This is a genomic window from uncultured Christiangramia sp., assembly GCF_913046405.1.
Taxonomy (GTDB): Bacteria; Bacteroidota; Bacteroidia; order Flavobacteriales; family Flavobacteriaceae; genus Christiangramia; species Christiangramia marina.
Map to the genome: position 1 here is coordinate 1 of NZ_CAJWRQ010000048.1, position 21,519 is coordinate 21,519.

A 21,519-nucleotide genomic window follows, 5' to 3' on the forward strand; every position below is an offset into this window, starting at 1 on the left:
CGACAAGCTCAGCCTGATGTTAAAAGTATGCCGCTGCAATCCCTAACGCAAACAAATAAGAGGGAGGTAGAGAGTTACAATTGTAGTTTTGAGTTATTGAACCTGCGCTGGACCATTTTATTTTTGTTGGTCAATAAACAGAATTTCCAGGTAGCTACTGCAGAGATCTTAAAAAATACGGTGTTTCCCTTCGGGCCGGGCTTTCCGCTTTATCTTTTAACACGAAGCTTCGACACGCTCAGCCTCGTTTTAAAAGGATGCCGCTGCAATGCCTAACGCAAAAAATTTTCGAAAGCAGTATCTCCTTATTTGAACCATGGTTCGATCATTTCTGAGTAAGTTCAGCGAACAGAGTTTCCAGGTTCTTCGTCTTTTGATTTAGCTGTAGCGTTTTGAGTCCGTTATCATGAGCGAAATCAAAAACAGCCGGACGCATGTCTTTATTGGAATCAAAAATTAGCTCATAGGTAAAGCCGCCGGTATTTTTTGCAGAGATCATTCCAGGGATCTTTTGAAGAGCAATTTCTTCAATTCGATAGTCGAATTCTACAAAAATCACCTGTTCTTTTTCATTCCTAAGATCTTTGAGATACTTATCGGCGACGATCTTTCCATTATTAATAATGATGACCCGGTCACAGATTGCTTCCACCTCACGCATAATATGCGTGGAAAGAAATACGGTTTTTCCACGCTTACCATCCTTGCCATCTTTTCCAATAGAACTAATTAAGGATCTTATTTCTACCAGCTGATTTGGATCAAGACCTGTAGTAGGTTCATCCAGGATCAATACCTCGGGATCATGCAATAGCGCAGCCGCAAGACCAACACGTTGCCGGTATCCTTTGGATAGTTGTTCTATTTTTTTGTTTGCTTCAGGTGAAAGCCCGGTAAGTTTAATGACTTCTTCAATCCTGTCTTTCGAAGCTGAAAATATGGATGCATGGAACTGCAGGTACTCCCGAACATACATTTCAGTATATAAAGGATTATGCTCTGGTAGATATCCAATACTTCGCTGAAGATCTGCCAGCTGAGTGTCCAGCTCGAAATCATTGATCCTGGCCTTTCCAGAATCTGCAGTAAGATAGCCGGTAAGGATTTTCATTAATGTTGATTTTCCTGCACCATTAGGTCCTAGAAATCCAACAATCTCCCCGCGGCCAATTTCAAAGCTTATATTTTCCAGCGCCTGCTGATCTCCGAAGCTTTTTGATATGTTATTTACGTGTATAGACATAGATTGAGCTCAAAATTAGGAATAAATCTTCAGAGAACTGACTGATTATCTTTCAATGTTAGCAGTCAATTTTGAGGTATTAAATCGTAATCTGTAAATAATTCACACGAATTTTCCGAATATGGGAAAAGTTCCAATTTGGATCCCGTTTAATTTTGAGTCTTGAATATTAGTACTACTTTAGTAATTCATAATTAATGAAATGACAAGCTTAATTAACTGGAACGCATTCTATTATTTTTATTTCTATACCAGGAATAGAATCGGGAATGCTATATGATTAAGTAAGCTAAAATTATATAAAAGTCTCGATCTTAGATCGGGACTTTTTTTTTGGAAAAAAATGAGAAAAGTCGGAATTCAGGGTATTAAAGGGTCTTTTCACCACCTCGTAGTGATGGACTATTTTGGAGAGCAAACTGCAGTGGCTGAACATATGTCATTTCAGGAACTCACTACAGCGCTTGCCTCAGGTGGGACGACAGAAGCTGTGATGGCTATCGAAAACAGTATTGCCGGTTCTATTCTTCCTAATTATGCCCTGATCAATGAATACAAGCTTAAGGTCATTGGAGAGCATTACACTCCGGTGAATATGAATTTAATGGCGGTAAAAGGTCAGAAAATAGAGGACATCAAAAAGGTTTATTCTCATCCTATGGCTTTATTGCAGTGTAAGGATTTTTTTAAAAAACATCCGCATATTAAGTTGATCGAAGATGCAGATACTGCAGAGGCTGCCCGAAGAATTGCTTCCGAAGAAAAATTGAGAGTTGCGGCAGTGGCGAGTCCTGCAGCGGCGAGTATGTACGGACTCGAAATTCTAGCTTCAGGCATTCATACGATCAAATCCAATACCACCAGATTTTTGGTTCTGGGAACAGAAGAACAAAAACCTAACGGTGATATTCTCGATAAAGCATCCCTGAAATTCGATCTGAAAAGCGATCGTGGAAGCCTGGTTTCAGTACTTAATATTTTACGGGATTCCTATTTGGATCTAACGAAGATACAGTCTTTACCAATTATAGACGAGCCCTGGAAATATTCATTTTTCGTAGATGTGATCTTTGATAAACGAGAAGATTTTGATCGTGCGATGGATGTATTGAAATTAATGACCGAAGACCTTAAAATATTAGGAATTTACAAAAGCAGATTGTCATGAAGACAGCAGAAAGACTGGAAAGCGTACAGGAATACTATTTCTCTAAAAAATTAAGGGAAGTGGCAGCTTTGCGGGAACAGGGCAAGCCGGTGATCAATCTTGGAATTGGAAGTCCGGATCTTGCACCACCGCAGCAAGTAGTAGATGCGATGCAAAATGGGCTAAAACATTCCAAAGCGCATCAATACCAGCCTTATAAAGGAATACCCGAACTAAGAAACGCCATGACAGGCTTTTATTCTCGGTATTATCATGTAAATCTGGATGCTGAAAATGAAATTCTTCCGCTCATGGGAAGTAAGGAAGGAATTATGCATATTTCCATGACGTTTCTGAATAAAGGGGACAAAGTCTTAGTCCCGGATCCAGGCTATCCTACCTATACGTCGGTTTCTGGATTGCTACAGGCAGAAGTTCAGAAGTATACCTTAGATGAATCGCAGAACTGGCTGCCAGATCTGGAAGCTTTAGAGCAACAGGGACTTGAAAATATAAAGATCATGTGGGTGAATTATCCTCATATGCCTACGGGAACCAAAGCGACTGCAGACTTCTTTACAAAACTGACTGCTTTTGCTGAAAAGAATGAAATTCTGGTAGTCAATGACAATCCTTATAGTTTTATTCAGAATACAGAACCTTTGAGTATTCTAGATACCGATATAAGGAGCGATTACGTGATGGAGCTTAATTCTCTAAGTAAAAGTTTTAATATGGCTGGCTGGAGAGTTGGAATGCTCGCCGGGAGCGTGAAAAATATTGAAGCTGTGCTAAAAGTAAAGTCCAATATGGACAGCGGCATGTTCTATCCTTTGCAGGCTGGGGCAGTAAAGGCACTTCAGCTTTCAGATGAATGGTTTTTAAAATTGAATGAGTTGTACAGTTCCAGAAAAAAGAAAGTTCTGGAACTGGTAAAAACCTTGAATTGTGAAGCAGCCCCGGGGCAGTCTGGACTTTTCGTTTGGGCGAAAGCTCCTGCAGGTAAAAGTGCAGAGAGCCTGGTTGATGAATTACTGTACGATAAAGATCTGTTCGTAACACCGGGTTTTATATTTGGTGAGCAGGGTAGGAATTATGTTCGTTTCTCCCTTTGTGCTACGGAAGAAATGATCGATGAAGCTTTAAAAGGAATTAGATCATGAAGGTGTTTATAGTAGGAATTGGATTAATAGGCGGAAGTTTCGCGCTGGATCTAAAAGCCGGTATTCCAGGGATAAGTATAGCCGGAATAGATGGAAATGAGGATCACCTGAAGCAGGCGCTTGACCTGGGCCTAATAGATAAGATGTCTACGATGGAAGATATTCACGACGCCGACCTTGTTTATCTTGCAATTCCGGTAGACGCCAGCATTAAGGTGCTTCCTAAAATTTTGGATAGAGTAAAAGATGATTGCGTGGTGATAGATGCCGGGTCGACTAAAGAAAATATTTGCCGGGTAGTCGAGGATCATGCGAAAAGAAGAAATTTTCTAGCAGCACACCCAATTGCGGGAACGGAGTTTTCTGGTCCGCAGGCTGCAATTCATGGATTATTCAGAAATAAGACCAATATCATCTGTGAAGTAGAAAAGACTGCCTTTAAACTTCAGGAAAAAGCTTTAGAGGTATTTCAGAAGATAGGAATGAGAATACGATACATGGATGCCCGTTCACATGATTGTCATATAGCTTATGTATCTCATTTATCGCATATTAGCTCTTTTATGCTGGGAAAAACAGTACTGGAAAAGGAAAAGAACGAGCGTGATATTTTCGATCTTGCAGGAAGTGGTTTTGCCTCGACCGTAAGACTTGCTAAAAGTTCACCGGCAATGTGGGCACCAATTTTTAGTCAGAATAAAAAAAATGTCCTGGAAACTCTTGATGAATATATTCTGAATCTTCAGCATTTCAGAAAATTGATGCAGGAAGACAATTTCGATCAGCTTTACCAGGAAATGGATCGAACCAATCATATAAAAGAAGTATTAAACGGAATAAATAAGAACGAAGAATTAAAATTACAGGAGAATGGAAAATAAAAAAGAACTCAGAGGCTGGTTAGACAACTTCAACCTGTCTCACCCGTTGGTGATCGCAGGGCCTTGTAGTGCAGAAACCGAAGAGCAGGTATTAACGATCGCTCACCAGTTAAAAGATAGTGATGCAACTGTTTTACGTGCAGGAATCTGGAAACCAAGAACGCGCCCTGGAAATTTCGAAGGTGTTGGTGCACTGGGTCTAAAATGGCTTCAGAAGGCGAAAGAGGAAACGGGAATGCTAACTACTACTGAAGTTGCAAACCCGAACCATGTTGATCTTGCATTGAAACATGACGTGGATATTCTTTGGATTGGAGCGCGAACAACTGTTTCTCCATTTATTGTACAGGAGATCGCAGATGCTTTGAAAGGAACAGATAAGATCGTACTGGTTAAAAACCCTGTAAATCCAGATCTTGCCTTGTGGCTGGGAGCGGTTGAACGCTTACACACAGCAGATATCAACAACCTTGGAGTAATACATCGTGGCTTCTCTGCTTACGAGAAAACTAAGTACCGTAACAACCCGGAATGGCAGATTCCTATAGAACTACAAAATAAATTCCCGGACCTTCCTTTAATCCTGGATCCATCTCATATCGCAGGAAGAAGAGACATCATCTTCGATCTTTGCCAAACAGGACTTGATCTTAATTTCGACGGAATCATGGTGGAAACTCACCATACTCCAGATAAAGCATGGAGTGATGCGGCTCAACAAATTACACCGGCTGCCTTGATCCAGATGATGGAGGATTTAAAGGTTAGAAAAGAGATCTCTGCCAGTCAGGATTTTCAGAATAAGCTAACTGCTTTGCGTTCTAAGATTGATATTACCGATAGTCAGATTCTGGAGATCTTATCTAAACGTATGAAAATTTCCGAAGAAATAGGACAGGTAAAGAAAGACCAGAACGTAGCAATTCTGCAAACTAAAAGATGGAACGAGATCCTTGGGAAAATGGTACTGGAAGGTGAAGATAAAGGCCTGAGTGAAGAATTCGTTTTAAGATTATTCAAAGCTATTCACCAGGAATCTATTAATCACCAACAGAAAATCCTTGATGTATAAGGGATGATTTCACGCTACCCGGTAGCTTCATAAATTAATGCCTAAATTTGCGGAAAGAAATTATTAGATATGAATAGTTTAGCTTAATGCAGGGAGTTGTTTATAAGTCTACCGGGAGCTGGTATCATGTAAAAACCGAGAATGGCCGTTTTTACCAATGTCGGATCAAAGGAAAGTTCAGGATACAGGGAATTAAAAGTACAAATCCTGTTGCTGTTGGAGATGTCGTAAGATTCGATGTCGAAGATGGCGAGGAGGAAACCGGGGTGATCAAAAAGATCATCGAACGGGAAAACTATATTATCCGGAAGTCGGTTAATCTTTCAAAGCAAACTCATATCATTGCTTCAAATGTCGACCAGGTTTTTTTGCTGATAACCCTTAATAATCCGCCTACTTTAACCACTTTTATAGACCGCTTTCTGGTTACTGCGGAAGCCTATGCTATCACAGCAGTGCTGCTTTTTAATAAAGTTGATACTTATAGCATTGAAGAACTTGCTGAGGTGAAATACCTTGCAGAACTTTACCGCGGTGCAGGCTATGAGTGTATTGGAATTTCAGCTAAAGAAGGTAAAAACGTAGATAAGGTAAAAGATAAGATGATTGGAAAGACCAGTATGATCTCAGGTCATAGTGGTACCGGAAAGTCTACTCTTATCAATGCTATAGAGCCTACTCTTGATCTTAAAACTTCGGAAATTAGCAGGCAGCACAGCCAGGGGCAGCATACCACGACTTTTGCTGAAATGTTCGACCTTCAATTTGATGCGAGAATCATTGATACTCCCGGAATCAAAGGTTTTGGAGTAGTGGATATGGACAAGGAAGAAATTGGCGATTATTTCCCGGAATTTTTTCAGCTAAAACAGCATTGTAAATTTCATAATTGTCTGCATCTTAATGAACCAAAATGTGCTGTAAAAGATGGTCTTGAAGAAGGTGAGATCGCCTGGTCCAGGTACAAAAGTTATTTGCAGATCATGGAAGGTGAAGATGAAAACTACAGAGTAGATCAATACCAGAAATAATGCGAGCAGTAATACAACGAGTCACAGAAGCATCGGTCACCGTAGATCATAAAGTATGCGCGGTAATGCGCGATGGCTTATTGATCCTACTTGGAATAGAGGAGGCCGATACCCAAGAAGATATCGACTGGCTCTGCCGTAAGATCATCAACATGAGAATTTTTGGCGATGGTGAGGGGAAAATGAATGAGTCTCTCAAAACGGTGGATGGTGACGCCATTGTAGTAAGTCAGTTTACCCTACACGCCAGTACGAAAAAAGGAAACAGGCCCAGTTTTATATATGCAGCGAAACCTGATATCGCAGAACCATTATACCAGGATTTTGTAAAGTCCTTCGAAAAAGAATTTGGTAAAAGCGTTGGGGTAGGAGTCTTTGGAGGAGATATGAAAGTATCCTTGCTCAATGATGGTCCGGTAACAATTATCATCGATTCGAAAGAAAAGCGTTAAAAAGAGTTAATTTTTTATATATTGCCGGCTGAACTAACCTATTTTCAGCTTAATGCGCAAAAGAATCACCACTTTTTTGCTGCTGGTCTGCATGTCTTTCATGTATTCCCAGCAAGAATATTCTATTTTAAAAATTTCCCCGGAATTATTGGAAAATGCAGATGCGGTCGTTCGCAAGATGCATACAAAACTCGTTGTTGAAGACATAGATAAAGTTGTAGTATATACTACGCGGATAGTCACTGTTTTCAATGAGAATGGTGAATACTTCATTGACGCTTACCAGCACTATGATGAGGGTGATGGGATAGAAAAACAGCAGGCTATCATAGTTGATGCTATGGGAAATGAAGTTGAAAAGTTCAGGAAAAAAGACTTTTCAGACGTTAGTGCTTTTGGTTCAGGGACCTTATTTGCAGACAATAGGGTTAGTTATTTGGATTATAACGCCAGGAACTATCCATATACCGTAATTTATACCAGTGAATTTGAGAATGAAGACACTGTATTTCTCGATCAATGGTTTCCTCTGGAAGGTTATAATGTAAGCATTGAAGAATCTATTTTCGAGCTTGAAAATCCTGATGCGCATGCACTTAGATTTCAGGAAAACAATTTCGACAAGGTTTCAATAGAAGATCATTCGGTGGAAAATCATTTCCTTTATAAACTGCAAAATGTCAAAGCCAGAAAACACGAAGATTTCGAACCCTCTTTACGCAGAACTACACCCAGCCTTCTATTTAGCCTGGAAAAATTTGAACTGAAGGGTGTTGCCGGGGAAACCAGAAACTGGAAACATTTTGGTAAATGGATGTATGATAATCTGGTTGCAGAACATGATCACCTTCCGGAGAGCACTATTAAGAAAATAGAAGAGTTGACCAGCTCTGCCAGTAGTATTGAAGAAAAAGCCAGGCTTATATACCAGTACGTTCAGGAAAATACCCGATATATTTCTGTGCAATATGGCATTGGTGGCTGGGAGCCTGAAACTGCCATGAACGTGGACAGACTGGGCTATGGCGATTGCAAGGGATTAACGAATTATACGAAAGCTTTGCTTAAAAGTCAGGGTGTCGAATCTTATTATACCGTAATCTATGGTGGAAATTCAAAGCGTCACATAAATCCAGATTTTACAATCATGCAGGGAAACCATGTGATCCTGAATATTCCTACGGAACATGGAATAGATCTGTGGCTGGAATGTACAAGCCAGACTACTCCTTTCAATTATATGGGGGACTTCACAGATGATCGCTACGCGCTAAGAGTTACAGAAGAAGGTGGAGAGATCATACGTACCAGAAAATATGAAGTATCAGATAATGTACAGGCGATAGAATGCGATATTCAGCTGGACGAAAACGGTAATTTCGATGCAGAATTCATCAGAATCTCAGAAGGTATTCCTTACGGTGATCGCTACGGATTAAAGAGAGAAACTGAAGATGATCTTAAAAAATACTATAGAAATGAATGGGGCAGACTTCAGAATCTGCATTTTGAGAACATTGCTTTTGAAGATGATCGGGTCGCTATTCAATTTCAGGAGAAACTGAAGTTTAGTGGTAGCAGGCTGGCGAGTCCTGCCGGGGAAAGATTACTGGTTCCGCTCAATTTTATTCAGCAGGGAAACATCATGAAGAAAACTTCACAGGAGCGAACGATGCCTTTTGTGTTCGAACGTGGAAAAACCTACAAAGATCACTTCAGTTTTAAGATTCCGCAAGGTTATAAGATCGAAGCATTACCTGGAAGTGACGAGATTGCTTCAGAATTTGGAGAATTCAGCATAAGCATAAGCGCTTCCGAAGAAAATAAAAGTATAGAAGTAGAGAGAGTTCTCATTATTCACGAAGGGGAGTGGCCTAGTGAGCAATTCCAGAATTTCACCCAGTTTATCGACAAGGTAAACACCTTAAATAATTTAAAAGCAGTAATCGCCAAATCTGAAAAATCCTAACCATGACCAAATACCTTTTTATCCTCAGTTTCCTAATTCTGAGCAGCACAACCTATGCGCAAAATTATAAATTCGGGAAAGTATCTAAAAGTGAAGTTGCCCAGAAACAACACGACAAAGATCCGGATGCGAATGCTGCCATTTTATATAAATATCAGCGCACATACTATGATTATAAACAAAACACCGGCTTTTTTGTGGTAACCGAATATCACGAGCGTATCAAGATCTACAACAAAGATGGTTTCGACTGGGCAACGCATCATATTAGTGCTTATAAAGGAGGTTATGAGGAAAATGTTTCTGGAGTAAGAGGAGTAAGTTATAACCTGGAAAACGGAAAAGTTGAGGAAACCAAGCTTGATCGTAAGGATATTTATGAGAATGAGGCAAGCAAATATCGCGAGCTTACTACGTTCACCATGCCGGCAGTAAAAGAGGGAACGGTGATCGAATATGAGTATAAGAAAATCAGCGACCGAATCACGACCTCCATGGATCGTATCAATTTACAGTATACAATTCCTATTGACAAGCTGAACATTAGCGTGACAATTCCGGAATATTTAAATTTTGGAGTTTATAATAATCCAAAAGCAGCTTTTTACGCTAAAATTAATCAGGGAACCAAGCCATTTAAAAGATCCTTTTCTAATAATCAGAGAAATTCTTCCTACGGCGGAAAAGTTGTTAGCCATTCTACCAGTAACAGTGTATTAGATTATATGCAGAACACTTACGAGATCGACCAGGAAGATATCCCTGCCCTGAAGACTGAAAGTCACGTAGATTATATGGAGAATTACGCAGCATTTTTAGATTGGGAATTAAAGTTTACCAAGTTTCCAAATTCTCCTATTGATAATTATTCGCAAACCTGGGAAGGTGTTTCCAAGTCCATTTATAATGATAGCGGATTCAATACAGAACTACACAATCAGCGTTTTTTCGATGATGATATCGATGCTTTGCTTGGCACATTGACCAACCAGGAACAAAAAATGAATAAGATCTTCAATTTTGTAAAGCAGAAGATGACCTGGAATGATTACGTGGGTTATATAGCTGAAAATGGACTGCGTGATGCTTACGAGGAAGGCATTGGAAATACTGGGGATATCAACCTGTTACTGGTTTCCATGCTGAAGTATGCTAATATCGATGCAAATCCAGTCCTGGTAAGTACGGTTAGCAATGGAACTCCATTGTTTCCAACAAAAAATGGATTTAATTACTTAATTGCTGCCGCAAAAATCGGGGATAAAGTGATCCTTATGGATGCAAGTGATCCACTGGCTATTCCTGGGGAGCTGCCTAAAAGAGCAAGAAACTGGCAAGGTAGATTGATTCGTGAAGATGGTACTTCAGAATGGGTGAACCTGCAACCTTTATATTTTTCAGAAAATAAAACCAGGCTGAATGTCCAGCTGGCAGAAGATGGAATTTCAGGTAAATACTTCAATAATCTCGATGCTCTTTATGCTAGAAACTTCAGATTAAATCATGGGAATTTAAGCGATGCTACGGCCAACCTGGAATCGGCATCGAGCAACTATTCCATTTCCGAAGTAAAGATTGAAAACTTTGAGCAGCTTGGAGAAGGAATTCACAATACCTATGAGTTCAATACCCAAAGTGGTCAGGATGTGATTGGGGACAAGATCTACGTAAAGCCTATGTTGTTTGATGTAACTTCTGAAAATCCTTTTAAAGCTGAAACCAGAACACTTCCAATCTATTTTGATTTTCCAATGAAGAAGCATCACCAGGTGAATATGTTGATTCCTGAAGGCTATGAGGTAGAATCGCTTCCGCAGAGCGCTATGGTACATTTAAAAGATGCCGCCGGAGAGTTTAAATACCTGGTAAAGCACAGCAACAATGTGATAAGAATAGATTCTGAAGTGAATCTGGCACAAACAATTTTTGCTGCGACAGACTATGAATACATTCAAAAGTTTTACGACAACATTATCAAAAAACAAAATGAAAGCATAGTTTTGAAGAAAATTTCAGCAGATGGACTTGAAGAACGCGCAGATAGCGGTAGATAACTGGATACAGGAACACGGGGTGCGATATTTCAATGAGCTTACCAATATGGCTCAGTTAACAGAAGAAGTTGGAGAAGTTGCCCGTATCATTGCCCGTCGTTATGGTGAGCAGAGTGAGAAAGAAAGCGATAAGAACAAAGACCTTGGTGAGGAGCTGGCAGATGTGGTATTTGTAGTGCTTTGCCTGGCAAACCAGACTGGAATTAATTTGCAGGATGCATTTGATAAAAAGCTTGACCTCAAGACACAACGTGATAAGGACAGACATAAGAACAACGAAAAACTGCAATAATGAAGTTCAAAGAAATGGTTTCTGAACGTCCATTCTGGAAGTCGGTTTTCTGGTTAGGTATTTCATTTCTCGTATTGTATAATGTAATCACGATGCTATTCGAATATGGTGGTTTCGAATTTACGAGGTTCTTTGAAGAGCGTACGAAAAACGGGAAATTAGCTCGCTTTATTATAGGACAGTTGATCGCTTCGTTTCTTTACGGTTTTATTTTGTCTTTTGGACAGTTTCGCAGTAAAGAAAAGAAAGAGTAATTTCGTAATTCATCTTTACGAACTCTCATGAATCTATCCCTACATACCGAAGAAAAAAATCTGAAAGCAGCGCTTCAAATCACCGGTTCTAAAAGTGAATCGAATCGTTTGCTAATTCTGCAGGCATTATACCCTGAAATTTCGATCGAAAATCTTTCGAATAGTGATGATTCTGAAGTATTGAAAAAAGCCCTGGAAAAAGGGAACGGGATCATAGATATACATCACGCGGGAACGGCAATGCGTTTTCTAACGGCTTACTTTGCGGTGAAGGAAGGCTGTGAAGTTGAGCTTACCGGAAGCAAAAGAATGAAGGAGCGACCAGTTAGATTACTGGTGGATGCCTTACAACGTATGGGCGCCGATATCACTTATAAAAATGAGACCGGTTACCCACCTTTAGTTATTAAGGGAAAAAAATTACACGCTTCTTCAGTCAAGCTGGAAGCCAATGTGAGCAGCCAGTATATTTCTGCATTGATGCTTATAGGTGCAACCTTACCAAAAGGGCTTGAGATCATTCTGGAAGGTCCCGTAACTTCCACGCCCTACATTCTTATGACGCTAGAAATTATCAAACAGGTAGGGATTAATGGTAAATTTGTAAAGGACCGGATCTTTATTGAACCTCAGGAATCTGTAAAAACTGTAACTATTCCTGTGGAATCAGACTGGAGTTCTGCTTCTTACTTCTATAGTCTTGCCGCTATTTCTGAAACTGCGGAAATTAAACTTAATAATTACCGAAAGGAAAGCAGGCAGGGAGATTCTTCCCTTGCTGAAATTTATAAGCATTTTGGTGTGGAAACCATTTATACTGAAAATAGTATCACACTGAAGAAGACAGGAAAGGCTCGTGCTCGAAGTCTTCGGGAAGATCTTCGTAACTCTCCTGATATCGCACAAACTATCGCCGTTACCTGTCTTGCGACAAAAACCGAGTGTATGCTCACAGGTTTACATACTCTGAAAATCAAGGAAACTGACCGGTTGCAGGCTCTCAAAAATGAAATTGAGAAATTTGGTACAGAAGTCAGAATTACTGGAGATAGTTTGCAACTAATTCCAAATCCCGAATTGAAGCAGGGTGTTGAGATCGAAACTTATAATGATCATCGCATGGCGATGGCTTTCGCTCCACTTGCTTTAAAGACAGATCTCCGTATTCTGGACGCTGGAGTCGTGTCTAAATCCTATCCAGATTTCTGGGAAGATCTTAAAGAACTTGGCTACACCTGTAAAGAATAGAATTATTCTATAAATAAACCGCCATTTACTTGACAACGCCTATGTTGAGATTGTATATTTGCAGCTTTTAAAACAGGAACTATGGGAATGAAACTTTCTAATTTCAATTTTGAACTGCCTCAGGAACTTTTGGCTGAATATCCTTCTGAAAACAGGGATGAAGCAAGGCTAATGGTTCTAAACCGCAAAGAGCAGACGATTGAACATAAAAAATTTAAAGATTTAATTGATTATTTCGAACCGGAAGATGTGATGGTTCTTAATAACACGAAAGTTTTTCCTGCGCGGCTCTTCGGAAATAAAGAGAAAACCGGGGCCAGAATTGAAGTTTTCCTACTTAGAGAGTTGAACCCAGAAACAAAATTGTGGGACGTACTTGTTGATCCTGCAAGAAAAATAAGAATTGGTAACAAATTATACTTCGGTGAAGATGAAAGCCTTGTAGCTGAAGTAATCGATAATACAACTTCAAGAGGTAGAACACTTCGTTTTCTTTACGATGGATCTTACAGTGATTTCAGACAGAAATTAAAGGATTTAGGGCAAACCCCTCTTCCGAAGTATATCAAGAGAGAAGTAGAGCCTGAAGACGAAGAAAGATACCAGACGATCTACGCCAAAAATGAAGGTGCTGTTGCAGCTCCTACTGCGGGACTACACTTTTCCAAGCACTTACTTAAACGTTTGGAGATTAAAGGTGTTGATTTCGCTGAGGTTACACTTCATGTTGGACTGGGAACTTTCAGTCCGGTGGAAGTTGAAGATCTTTCCAAGCATAAGATGGATAGTGAAGAAGCTTTTATTGAAAAGAACGCTACAGATGTTATCAACCAGGCGAAACGCGATAAGCGCAGAGTTTGTGCCGTTGGTACAACTGTAATGAGGGTGCTTGAGAGTGCTGTATCTTCAGACCAAACCTTAAACGAATTTGGTGGATGGACTAACAAGTTCATCTTTCCTCCATACGATTTCAATATTGCAAACTGTATGATCACTAATTTCCATACGCCAAAATCTACGTTATTGATGATGGTTTCTGCATTTGCCGGTCATGATTTTATGAAAAAGGCTTACGAAGAAGCAGTAAAGGAAAAATACAGATTCTATACTTATGGTGACGCAATGCTGATCATCTAATGAGTTTTAAATAAAATTTAAAGGCCATAATCCGATGTCGGTTTATGGCCTTTTTTGTAAGCTATTGTCTGGTAAAAGACTGAAGCTTCGGTAATAACTTTGTAATTTAGCAGCGTGAAAGACAGGAAAAAAGATATACGGGCATTAACCAAGCAGCAATTGCAGGAGTTCTTTGTATCACAGGGAGATAAATCCTTTCGTGGAACTCAGGTTTATGAATGGCTATGGAGTAAAGCAGCGCATTCTTTTGAGGATATGACGAACCTCTCGAAGTCTACCCGGCAAATGCTGGATGAGAACTTTGTGATCAATCATATTCGGGTAGATCGCATGCAGCGCAGCAGTGATGGTACGATAAAGAATGCAGTAAAATTACATGATTCACTTACTGTAGAATCTGTATTGATCCCAACAAAAACAAGAACTACGGCTTGTGTTTCCTCACAGGTTGGTTGCAGTCTTGATTGCCAGTTTTGTGCTACTGCAAAGTTAAAACGCATGCGTAACCTTAATCCTGATGAAATTTACGATCAGGTGGTTGCGATCGATAACGAAAGCAGGTTATATTTTGACCGACCATTGTCCAACATCGTATTCATGGGAATGGGTGAGCCTTTAATGAATTACAATAACGTAATGAAGTCTATTGAAAAGATCACTTCTCCGGAAGGTCTGGGCATGTCACCAAAAAGAATAACAATATCAACCTCTGGCGTTCCCAAGATGATTAAGAAGCTGGCTGATGATGAAGCTAAGATCAAACTGGCAGTATCACTGCATTCGGCCAGAAACGAAGTACGGACACAGATTATGCCTTTCAACGAAACTTTCCCGCTGGAAGATCTTAGAGAATCTCTTGAATACTGGTATTCAAAAACCGGAAGCCGGATTACTTACGAATATATTGTCTGGAAAGATATTAACGATACCCGGGAAGATGCACAGGCCCTGGTGCGTTTCTGTAAGTATGTTCCATGTAAGGTGAACCTTATTGAGTACAATCCAATTGATGATGGTAATTTCCAGCAGGCAGCTGGGGAAGCTACGAGAATGTACGAACAAATGCTGGAAAGAAACAATATTACAGTAACGGTGAGACGTTCAAGAGGTAAGGATATTGATGCAGCCTGTGGGCAGCTGGCGAATAAATCGGCTTAATGATAAAGGATAAAACCTCTTTAAAACTCTTATATTTACAGCCTTAATGAAGGTCATCTCTCAAATAAAGCTACCGGTAGAAAAAGAGATGGAACTTTTTGAAAAAAAGTTCTTCGAATCCATGTCTTCCAAAATAGCCCTTCTAAACAGGATCACTCATTATATCGTAAACCGAAAAGGGAAGCAAATGCGTCCCATGTTCGTATTCCTGGTTGCCAAAATGATTTCTGAAGGTAATGTGAACGAGAGAACTTATCGTGGCGCATCTGTCATTGAGCTGATACATACTGCCACCCTGGTACACGATGATGTCGTAGATGATTCCAACAGAAGAAGAGGTTTCTTCAGTATAAACGCTTTATGGAAAAATAAGATCGCCGTTCTTGTGGGCGATTATTTGTTAAGTAAAGGATTATTACTTTCTATAGATAATAATGATTTTGATCTGTTGAAGATTATTTCTGTAGCAGTTCGCGAAATGAGCGAAGGAGAGCTACTGCAAATCGAGAAAGCCCGAAGACTTGATATTACCGAAGCGGTTTATTATGATATTATAAGACAGAAAACTGCAACACTAATCGCGGCTTGTTGTAGTCTTGGTGCGGCTTCTGTAAATCCTGAAAGTCCTGATGTCGCAAAAATGCGAAGATTTGGGGAGCTTATAGGTATGGCCTTCCAGATCAAAGATGACCTTTTTGACTATGGTACTGAGAAGATAGGGAAACCTACGGGAATTGATATTAAGGAGCAAAAAATGACCTTGCCTTTAATCTATACCTTAAATACTGTTTCTGAAAAAGATCAGAAGTGGTTGATCAATTCTGTCAAGAATCATAATAAGGATCGCAAAAGGGTAAGAGAAGTAATTGATTTCGTGAAGGACAACGGCGGACTGGACTACGCAGTTAAACGTATGAAAGAGTTCCAGAAAGAAGCTCTATTATTATTGCAGGACTACCCGGAATCTGAATACCGGGACAGTTTAGAGCTAATGGTAAATTACGTTATAGAACGAAAAAAATAAAGCGACACATCGTGCCGCTTTTCATGCTACTGGACAGCATCGTCTGTCGCTTCCTCATTATTCACATCGTCTGTATCGTGAATTTCTTCATCGATCTCTTCACCAACTTTCTTAGCTCCGCGCTCGATCTTTTCTCCAGCTTCTCTCGCTCCATCTTCAATGTCATTTCCAATCGCTTCTGCTGCTTCTTCAGTTTTTTCCTGGGTTGTTTCTCGGCAGGAATACATAGAAATACTCATTGCAGCTAAGGCAAGGATCATTACAGTTTTTTTCATTATTTATAAATTTTAGGGTTAAACTAAAAAAAGCCATTCAAATGAATGGCTTTAATCATATTAAGAAAGAAAATGATTACATATCATCATCACCGTTCATATCGTCAGTTCCTTCTACTTCTTCTTCCATTTCGGTTTCAGCGTTCTCAGCAGCAGCTTCTACTTCCTGACCAGCTTCTTCCAATTCGTTTTCTACGTTTTCACCTGCTTGCTCCATGTCTTCTTCGATGTTCTCTTCAGTAGTTTCTCTACAAGAATAGATAGAAAGGCTCATTGAAGCAACTGCAAATAATAATAAAAATTTTTTCATTGTAAAATGTTTAATTAGTTGAAGACACAAATTTAAACAAAATTTTATTATGCAAAAGGACTCTTTTCACTTAAATATTTCCAATATCTTTTAGGAACGTGTTGTATGTGAAGCCGCATATTTACTCGACTTTTGATATTTGTAGAGTCAAAATAATCTTTCCATAAATGCTGAAAGTAGATTTCGCCTTCAGCAAAATAGTCGGGATTTCCGCCTGAGATGCCTATATCTTCGGGTAATTCCATCGAAACATATTCTGCCTTCTGAAGATCATAGTGTACACCTAATTTTCGCTTAAGATCATAGATCAACCATCGCTGGTCTGCATATCTGCTTTTGAAATGCTTCGTGATCACAGGCAATACATTAAAGTCTGGTTCGATCACCGCGAAATAAAGATCATCTTTAGTAAGTCTGAATCTTATGAATGCCTCCATTCTATGCTTTTCGCGTCCAACTTGTTTTGCAGCTTTAGATATATCCAGCACTGAAGGATGCGAATAGTCCAGTTCTGCTTTCTCCTGCGAACTATAGACATATCGTATCATATCATACATCTTAAGTTCGATCCCGGGAATTTCACTCAGGAAAGAATAGTACAATCTCGTAAACCCGTTAGATGACAACTTTTTCTTCAACGATTTTAAAACTCTCTGTACCTTGAAATCTTCAGTTATTACTTCTAGAGTTTCACTAAATAGTTGTTTTTGATCTTCTCCTTCAGGAATGATCTCAGCGATTTCCAGCTTCTGCTCATAGGCATTGAAGACACAGGTTAAAAATCCCGGAAAACTACCATCATATTTCAGTACAACGCTTTTCATTAAAATAAACTAAGTTGCTGTGTAAACTCCTTTCGATATTTACTGAAAGAATTCTGAATAATTAACTGCTTTAAGTTTTCACTGCTTACGTCTTTAAGTTCCTTTTCCCTGGCATCACAAGTGATAAAATATTTAGCGCGATTCATAGAAATGCCGATCTTTTTAAGATGCTCCCAATTCAATTTTCTAAATTTTCGTGCCTGAAGAATTTTATTAACCGACTTTAGTCCAATTCCCGGAACGCGTAATAATAACTGCTTGTCGACTTTATTGATATCTACAGGGAATAAATGTCGGTTGCGAAGTGCATAACTCAGTTTAGGATCTATGTCCATTTCAAGATGCTGGAAATCATTATTTAAAAGTTCCCGAACATCATAGCCATAGAAGCGCATCAACCAATCTGTTTGATAGAGCCGGTTTTCACGCATCATGGGTACCTGGGTCCCTAATGCAGGTAAACGCGGATCATTACTAATCGGGACATAACCAGAGTAATAAACACGCTTCATATTATAGTTCTTATAGAAGAATGCCGATGAATACATGATATCCCGATCGCTTTCGCCAGTAGCCCCAACAATCATCTGGGTACTTTGACCAGCGGGAGCATATTTAGGAGTGCTCTTAATAAGTTTCGATTCAGATTTGTACTGAATGATCTCATTCTTCACCTTCTCCATTGGCTTCATAAAGTCCTCATGTTTCTTCTCGGGCGCAAGTAGTTTCAAACCGGATTTTGTTGGGATCTCAATATTTACGCTTAGTCTGTCCGCGTAGAGTCCGGCCTCTCTCATTAATTCATCACTGGCTCCGGGAATACTCTTAAGATGTATATAGCCATTAAAGTTCTCCTCTTCCCGCAACTTTTTGGCTACCCGAATCAATCTTTCCATCGTATGATCGGGACTCTTAAAGATTCCGGAACTTAGAAAAAGACCTTCGATGTAATTCCTACGATAAAAGCTTATGGTAAGATCTACAACTTCCTGTACTTTAAAAGCAGCTCTTTTAATATCATTAGATTTTCGAGTAACGCAATAAGCGCAATCGAATATGCAATAATTCGTAAGAAGGATCTTTAATAAGGAGACGCAACGGCCATCCTGAGTATAGGAATGGCAAATGCCCATCCCTGAAGAGTCACCCAGACCTTTCTTAGTATTGGTTCGCTTAGATCCACTACTAGAACATGAAACATCATATTTTGCAGCGTCTGCAAGGATATTTAATTTTTCTTTTATTCGATCGAAATCCATAATTAGGAATTTATCCAAAAATAGGAAATATTCCATAACCGTACTGACTACTAAACGATAAACTATTAGCTCAAAAGATTAATTTTGTTTTAAATATTGATAACCTTCATAAGTATCTGGCTCCTCATCAGCAAGACGTGCAAAATTTTCATAGGCTTTTTTAACCTTTGCTTTTGGCGTAGTGGCAAATTCCTCTTCGGTCACTGCGTATTTTTTCTGCAGTTCTTTCAACTCTAAGTATAGTTTTTGCTGAATGTCCGCGTACTTTTGATCACCATATAGATTATTCAATTCTTTTGGATCTGTCTCAAGATCGTAAAGTTCCCATTCGTCAATATCATCGTAAAAATGAATAAGTTTATACCGGTCCGTTCTTATTCCGTAGTGCCTTTTCACCATATGAAAAGCTGGAAAATCATAATAATGATAGTAAATGGCATTTCTGAAGTTCTTATTGTTTTCAGAATTGGAGAGTAACGACTTAAGAGATTTACCCTGCATTTTTTCAGGTATTTTAGCGCCGGCATAGTCCAGAAAGGTTGGAGCGAAATCCAGATTTTGAGTCAGTGCGTCGATGACAGTTCCTTTTGCAATCGCTTTAGGATATTGAATAAGCAAAGGCATGGCCAATGACTCTTCATACATAAAACGCTTATCAAAAAAGCCTTTCTCACCCAGATAGAATCCCTGATCTGTGGTATAAACGATAATGGTGTTCTCAGTGAGTCCTGCTTCATCCAGGTAATCGAGGATTTTTCCAACACCTTCATCCACAGCCTGTACAGTTCCCATATAATCCCGCATATATCTTTGCCCTTTCCATTCCGCAAGATCTTTTCCTTTCAGATCAGCTTCATGGAACGCGTCATTTTTGGGTCGGTAGGCTTTATTCCAGTTGGCACGCTGAGGTTTTGTCATTCTATCAAAATCTGTTTTCCACGGATTATGTCTCAACGAATCACTGCCTTTCTCAATGCTCATTTTGAGATCATGGCCTTCATACATGTCATTGTAAATAGTTTGTAACTGGTGTTTTGCAGCAAGCTGATTTTCATGTTTACTGTAAAAACTTTCTGGAAGTGGAAATTTGATAGAATCGTAGGTGTTGATGTGTCTTATTGGTGGCATCCAGTTTCTATGTGGAGCCTTATGATGAACCATCAGAAAGAAAGGTTTCTTCTTTTCATCGGAATCTCGGTTCTGTAACCACTCTATACTCATATCGGTAATGAGGTCTGTTGCATATCCTTCAACAACGCTGGTGTCATTTTTGGTAATAAACTCGGGGCTGTAATAATTTCCCTGGTCGTTGAGGATCTGCCAGTGATCGAAACCCTCTGGCTTACCGTGCAAATGCCATTTTCCAACGATAGAAGTGTTGTATCCTGCATTTCTAAGATATTTTGGCAGTGTAGGTTGAGAGCCATCGAAGGTGTCCCCATTCATTCTGAAGCCATTAACATGACTAAACTTTCCAGTTAAGATCACAGCCCTGCTGGGACCACAAATAGAATTCGTGCAGAAATTATTCAAAAAGCGAGCTCCATTATTTGCAATCCGGTCAATATTTGGAGTTGGAGCTAGTTGACTTACCGGATGTCCATAGGCGCTTATAGCCTGAGCCGCGTGATCATCTGTCATGATAAAGATGATATTGGGCTTTGTATCTGTAATTGGATCTTCAGCAGTTTTTTCCTGGCAGGATTGCAAAAGAATCAAGGATAAAAGTGTTAGAAATTGAATAGGCGAGATTCGATGTAGCATAAAGATAGATTTTGTACTGAGGAAAAATACTAAAGTTTTATAGAAATTGTTTAATTTTCACTTGCTCATAGTATGCACAATTACCTGTACGAAATGTTTTATAAAACTTTTAAAATACTGATAATCATATTTATAGCCCTGAATGCCGCTTATGCTCAGGAACTACTTCCACCTATACAAAACTATAAACCTGCTTTATATAACGCTGCCAGCCAGAATTGGGATATTGCAGTAGACGACCGTGGGGTGATTTTTGCCGCAAATAACCAGGGTCTTCTTGAATTTGATGGATTAAGTTGGGAATTGCATAAACTTGAAAGTGGTTCCATCATTCGATCTGTATTTCCAAAAGGAGAGAGAATATACACAGGATCCTTTAGAGAATTTGGTTATTGGCAGACCGATGAAAAAGGTAAAATGGTTTATCACTCATTGAGTGAATTAATGGCGGGACTGGAATTGCAGAGTGATGAATTCTGGAGTATAGAATCCCTTGGTGAAACCATTTACTTCAGATCTTTTGGAGGTGTTTTCAAATATGAAAATAATGAGATCTTAAAAGTTCAGAACCATGTTTCCACGGCTCTGGAGGTTTTTAAAGATCGGTTGGTAATTGCCGAAAGAAGTAAGGGAATATATTATTTAACGAATGATAATACCAGGCAGGAACTGGAAGGAGATCTTTCAGCTCTGGAAGGTTTAAATATTGTAGAATTATTCGCTCTAAACGATACCTTATATATAGGAAGTAAAAATTCTCTTTTTATTTTTTCCGAAGGGGAATTAACTAAAATCGAGGACATAGAACTGAATGAATTTCTATCAGAATCTGAGCTTAACCATATTCTAAGCGTTTCAGAAAGAAAAGTTCTAATTGGAACCATCAAAAATGGTGTAACGGAATACGATCTTGATACTAAAGAACTTCGGTTTTACAATCGTATTGAAGGTTTACAAAACAA

At 39.3% G+C, this 21,519-nt stretch carries 21 protein-coding genes and 1 pseudogene; 16 read left to right on the forward strand and 6 right to left on the reverse strand.

What is annotated here, in order from left to right; translation table 11 throughout:
* Nucleotides 1-276: hypothetical protein (locus QZ620_RS07905; RefSeq protein WP_295180519.1), on the forward strand; the 276-nt coding region annotated here is incomplete at its 5' end.
* Between the two features lie 49 nt (nt 277-325).
* On the opposite strand, the gene gldA is transcribed toward QZ620_RS07905, so the two are convergent.
* Complete coding sequence (gldA, locus tag QZ620_RS07910) at nt 326-1,243, reverse strand: gliding motility-associated ABC transporter ATP-binding subunit GldA (RefSeq protein WP_295180520.1); 918 nt, start codon at nt 1,241-1,243, stop codon at nt 326-328.
* 343 nt (nt 1,244-1,586) lie between these two features.
* On the opposite strand from gldA, the gene QZ620_RS07915 reads away from it, so the two are divergent.
* From QZ620_RS07915 to QZ620_RS07980, 14 genes are all read left to right on the forward strand, one after another.
* Nucleotides 1,587-2,411 carry a prephenate dehydratase gene (locus tag QZ620_RS07915; RefSeq protein ID WP_295180522.1) on the forward strand — a complete coding sequence of 275 codons (825 nt, stop codon included), beginning with the start codon at nt 1,587-1,589 and terminating at the stop codon, nt 2,409-2,411.
* Nucleotides 2,408-3,553: an aminotransferase class I/II-fold pyridoxal phosphate-dependent enzyme gene (locus tag QZ620_RS07920; protein WP_295180524.1), complete on the forward strand. Its 1,146-nt coding sequence runs from the start codon at nt 2,408-2,410 to the stop codon at nt 3,551-3,553. Before QZ620_RS07915 ends, QZ620_RS07920 begins: the two co-directional genes overlap by 4 nt.
* A complete protein-coding gene (locus tag QZ620_RS07925) occupies nt 3,550-4,434 on the forward strand; it encodes a prephenate dehydrogenase (protein WP_295180526.1) in 885 nt (294 codons plus the stop codon). The genes QZ620_RS07920 and QZ620_RS07925 overlap by 4 nt, the downstream gene beginning before the upstream one ends.
* Nucleotides 4,424-5,506, forward strand: a complete 1,083-nt coding sequence (locus QZ620_RS07930) for a bifunctional 3-deoxy-7-phosphoheptulonate synthase/chorismate mutase type II (protein WP_295180528.1) — start codon at nt 4,424-4,426, stop codon at nt 5,504-5,506. The genes QZ620_RS07925 and QZ620_RS07930 overlap by 11 nt, the downstream gene beginning before the upstream one ends.
* Nucleotides 5,507-5,592: 86 nt before the next feature.
* Nucleotides 5,593-6,537, forward strand: a complete 945-nt coding sequence (gene rsgA / locus QZ620_RS07935; RefSeq protein WP_295180530.1) for a ribosome small subunit-dependent GTPase A — start codon at nt 5,593-5,595, stop codon at nt 6,535-6,537.
* Nucleotides 6,537-6,989: a D-aminoacyl-tRNA deacylase gene (dtd, locus tag QZ620_RS07940; RefSeq protein WP_295180532.1), complete on the forward strand. Its 453-nt coding sequence runs from the start codon at nt 6,537-6,539 to the stop codon at nt 6,987-6,989. Before rsgA ends, dtd begins: the two co-directional genes overlap by 1 nt.
* Before the next feature lie 52 nt (nt 6,990-7,041).
* Nucleotides 7,042-8,958, forward strand: a complete 1,917-nt coding sequence (locus QZ620_RS07945) for a transglutaminase family protein (RefSeq protein WP_295180533.1) — start codon at nt 7,042-7,044, stop codon at nt 8,956-8,958.
* A 2-nt stretch (nt 8,959-8,960) separates the two neighbouring features.
* Nucleotides 8,961-11,012, forward strand: a complete 2,052-nt coding sequence (locus QZ620_RS07950) for a DUF3857 domain-containing protein (protein WP_295180535.1) — start codon at nt 8,961-8,963, stop codon at nt 11,010-11,012.
* Nucleotides 10,978-11,304, forward strand: a complete 327-nt coding sequence (locus QZ620_RS07955) for a nucleotide pyrophosphohydrolase (RefSeq protein ID WP_295180536.1) — start codon at nt 10,978-10,980, stop codon at nt 11,302-11,304. Before QZ620_RS07950 ends, QZ620_RS07955 begins: the two co-directional genes overlap by 35 nt.
* A complete protein-coding gene (locus tag QZ620_RS07960; RefSeq protein WP_295180538.1) occupies nt 11,304-11,558 on the forward strand; it encodes a hypothetical protein in 255 nt (84 codons plus the stop codon). The genes QZ620_RS07955 and QZ620_RS07960 overlap by 1 nt, the downstream gene beginning before the upstream one ends.
* A gap of 27 nt (nt 11,559-11,585) precedes the next feature.
* Nucleotides 11,586-12,806, forward strand: coding sequence for a 3-phosphoshikimate 1-carboxyvinyltransferase (aroA, locus tag QZ620_RS07965; protein WP_295180540.1), 1,221 nt, complete (start codon nt 11,586-11,588; stop codon nt 12,804-12,806).
* Nucleotides 12,807-12,893: 87 nt separating this feature from the next.
* The gene (queA, locus tag QZ620_RS07970) at nt 12,894-13,943 is read left to right on the forward strand and encodes a tRNA preQ1(34) S-adenosylmethionine ribosyltransferase-isomerase QueA (protein WP_295180556.1); all 1,050 of its coding nucleotides are present in this window, start codon (nt 12,894-12,896) and stop codon (nt 13,941-13,943) included.
* A gap of 114 nt (nt 13,944-14,057) precedes the next feature.
* A complete protein-coding gene (rlmN, locus tag QZ620_RS07975) occupies nt 14,058-15,101 on the forward strand; it encodes a 23S rRNA (adenine(2503)-C(2))-methyltransferase RlmN (RefSeq protein WP_295180542.1) in 1,044 nt (347 codons plus the stop codon).
* 46 nt (nt 15,102-15,147) lie between these two features.
* Nucleotides 15,148-16,125, forward strand: coding sequence for a polyprenyl synthetase family protein (locus QZ620_RS07980; RefSeq protein WP_295180544.1), 978 nt, complete (start codon nt 15,148-15,150; stop codon nt 16,123-16,125).
* A 26-nt stretch (nt 16,126-16,151) separates the two neighbouring features.
* On the opposite strand, the gene QZ620_RS07985 is transcribed toward QZ620_RS07980, so the two are convergent.
* The 5 genes from QZ620_RS07985 to QZ620_RS08005 all read right to left on the reverse strand — a co-directional run bounded on the left by QZ620_RS07985 (nt 16,152) and on the right by QZ620_RS08005 (nt 20,557).
* Complete coding sequence (locus QZ620_RS07985; protein WP_295180546.1) at nt 16,152-16,400, reverse strand: hypothetical protein; 249 nt, start codon at nt 16,398-16,400, stop codon at nt 16,152-16,154.
* Nucleotides 16,401-16,476: 76 nt separating this feature from the next.
* On the reverse strand, nt 16,477-16,710 hold the full coding sequence (locus QZ620_RS07990) for a hypothetical protein (protein WP_295180548.1): 234 nt from the start codon (nt 16,708-16,710) through the stop codon (nt 16,477-16,479).
* Between the two features lie 47 nt (nt 16,711-16,757).
* Nucleotides 16,758-17,534, reverse strand: a complete 777-nt coding sequence (locus tag QZ620_RS07995; protein WP_295180550.1) for a TIGR03915 family putative DNA repair protein — start codon at nt 17,532-17,534, stop codon at nt 16,758-16,760.
* Nucleotides 17,534-18,793 (reverse strand): putative DNA modification/repair radical SAM protein, encoded by a 1,260-nt coding sequence (locus tag QZ620_RS08000; protein WP_295180552.1) that lies wholly within the window; start codon nt 18,791-18,793, stop codon nt 17,534-17,536. The genes QZ620_RS07995 and QZ620_RS08000 overlap by 1 nt, the downstream gene beginning before the upstream one ends.
* 78 nt (nt 18,794-18,871) lie before the next feature.
* Nucleotides 18,872-20,557 (reverse strand): sulfatase, encoded by a 1,686-nt coding sequence (locus tag QZ620_RS08005; RefSeq protein WP_295180554.1) that lies wholly within the window; start codon nt 20,555-20,557, stop codon nt 18,872-18,874.
* Between the two features lie 72 nt (nt 20,558-20,629).
* On the opposite strand from QZ620_RS08005, the pseudogene QZ620_RS08010 reads away from it, so the two are divergent.
* A pseudogene (locus tag QZ620_RS08010) lies at nt 20,630-21,519 on the forward strand (histidine kinase); the annotation flags it as partial.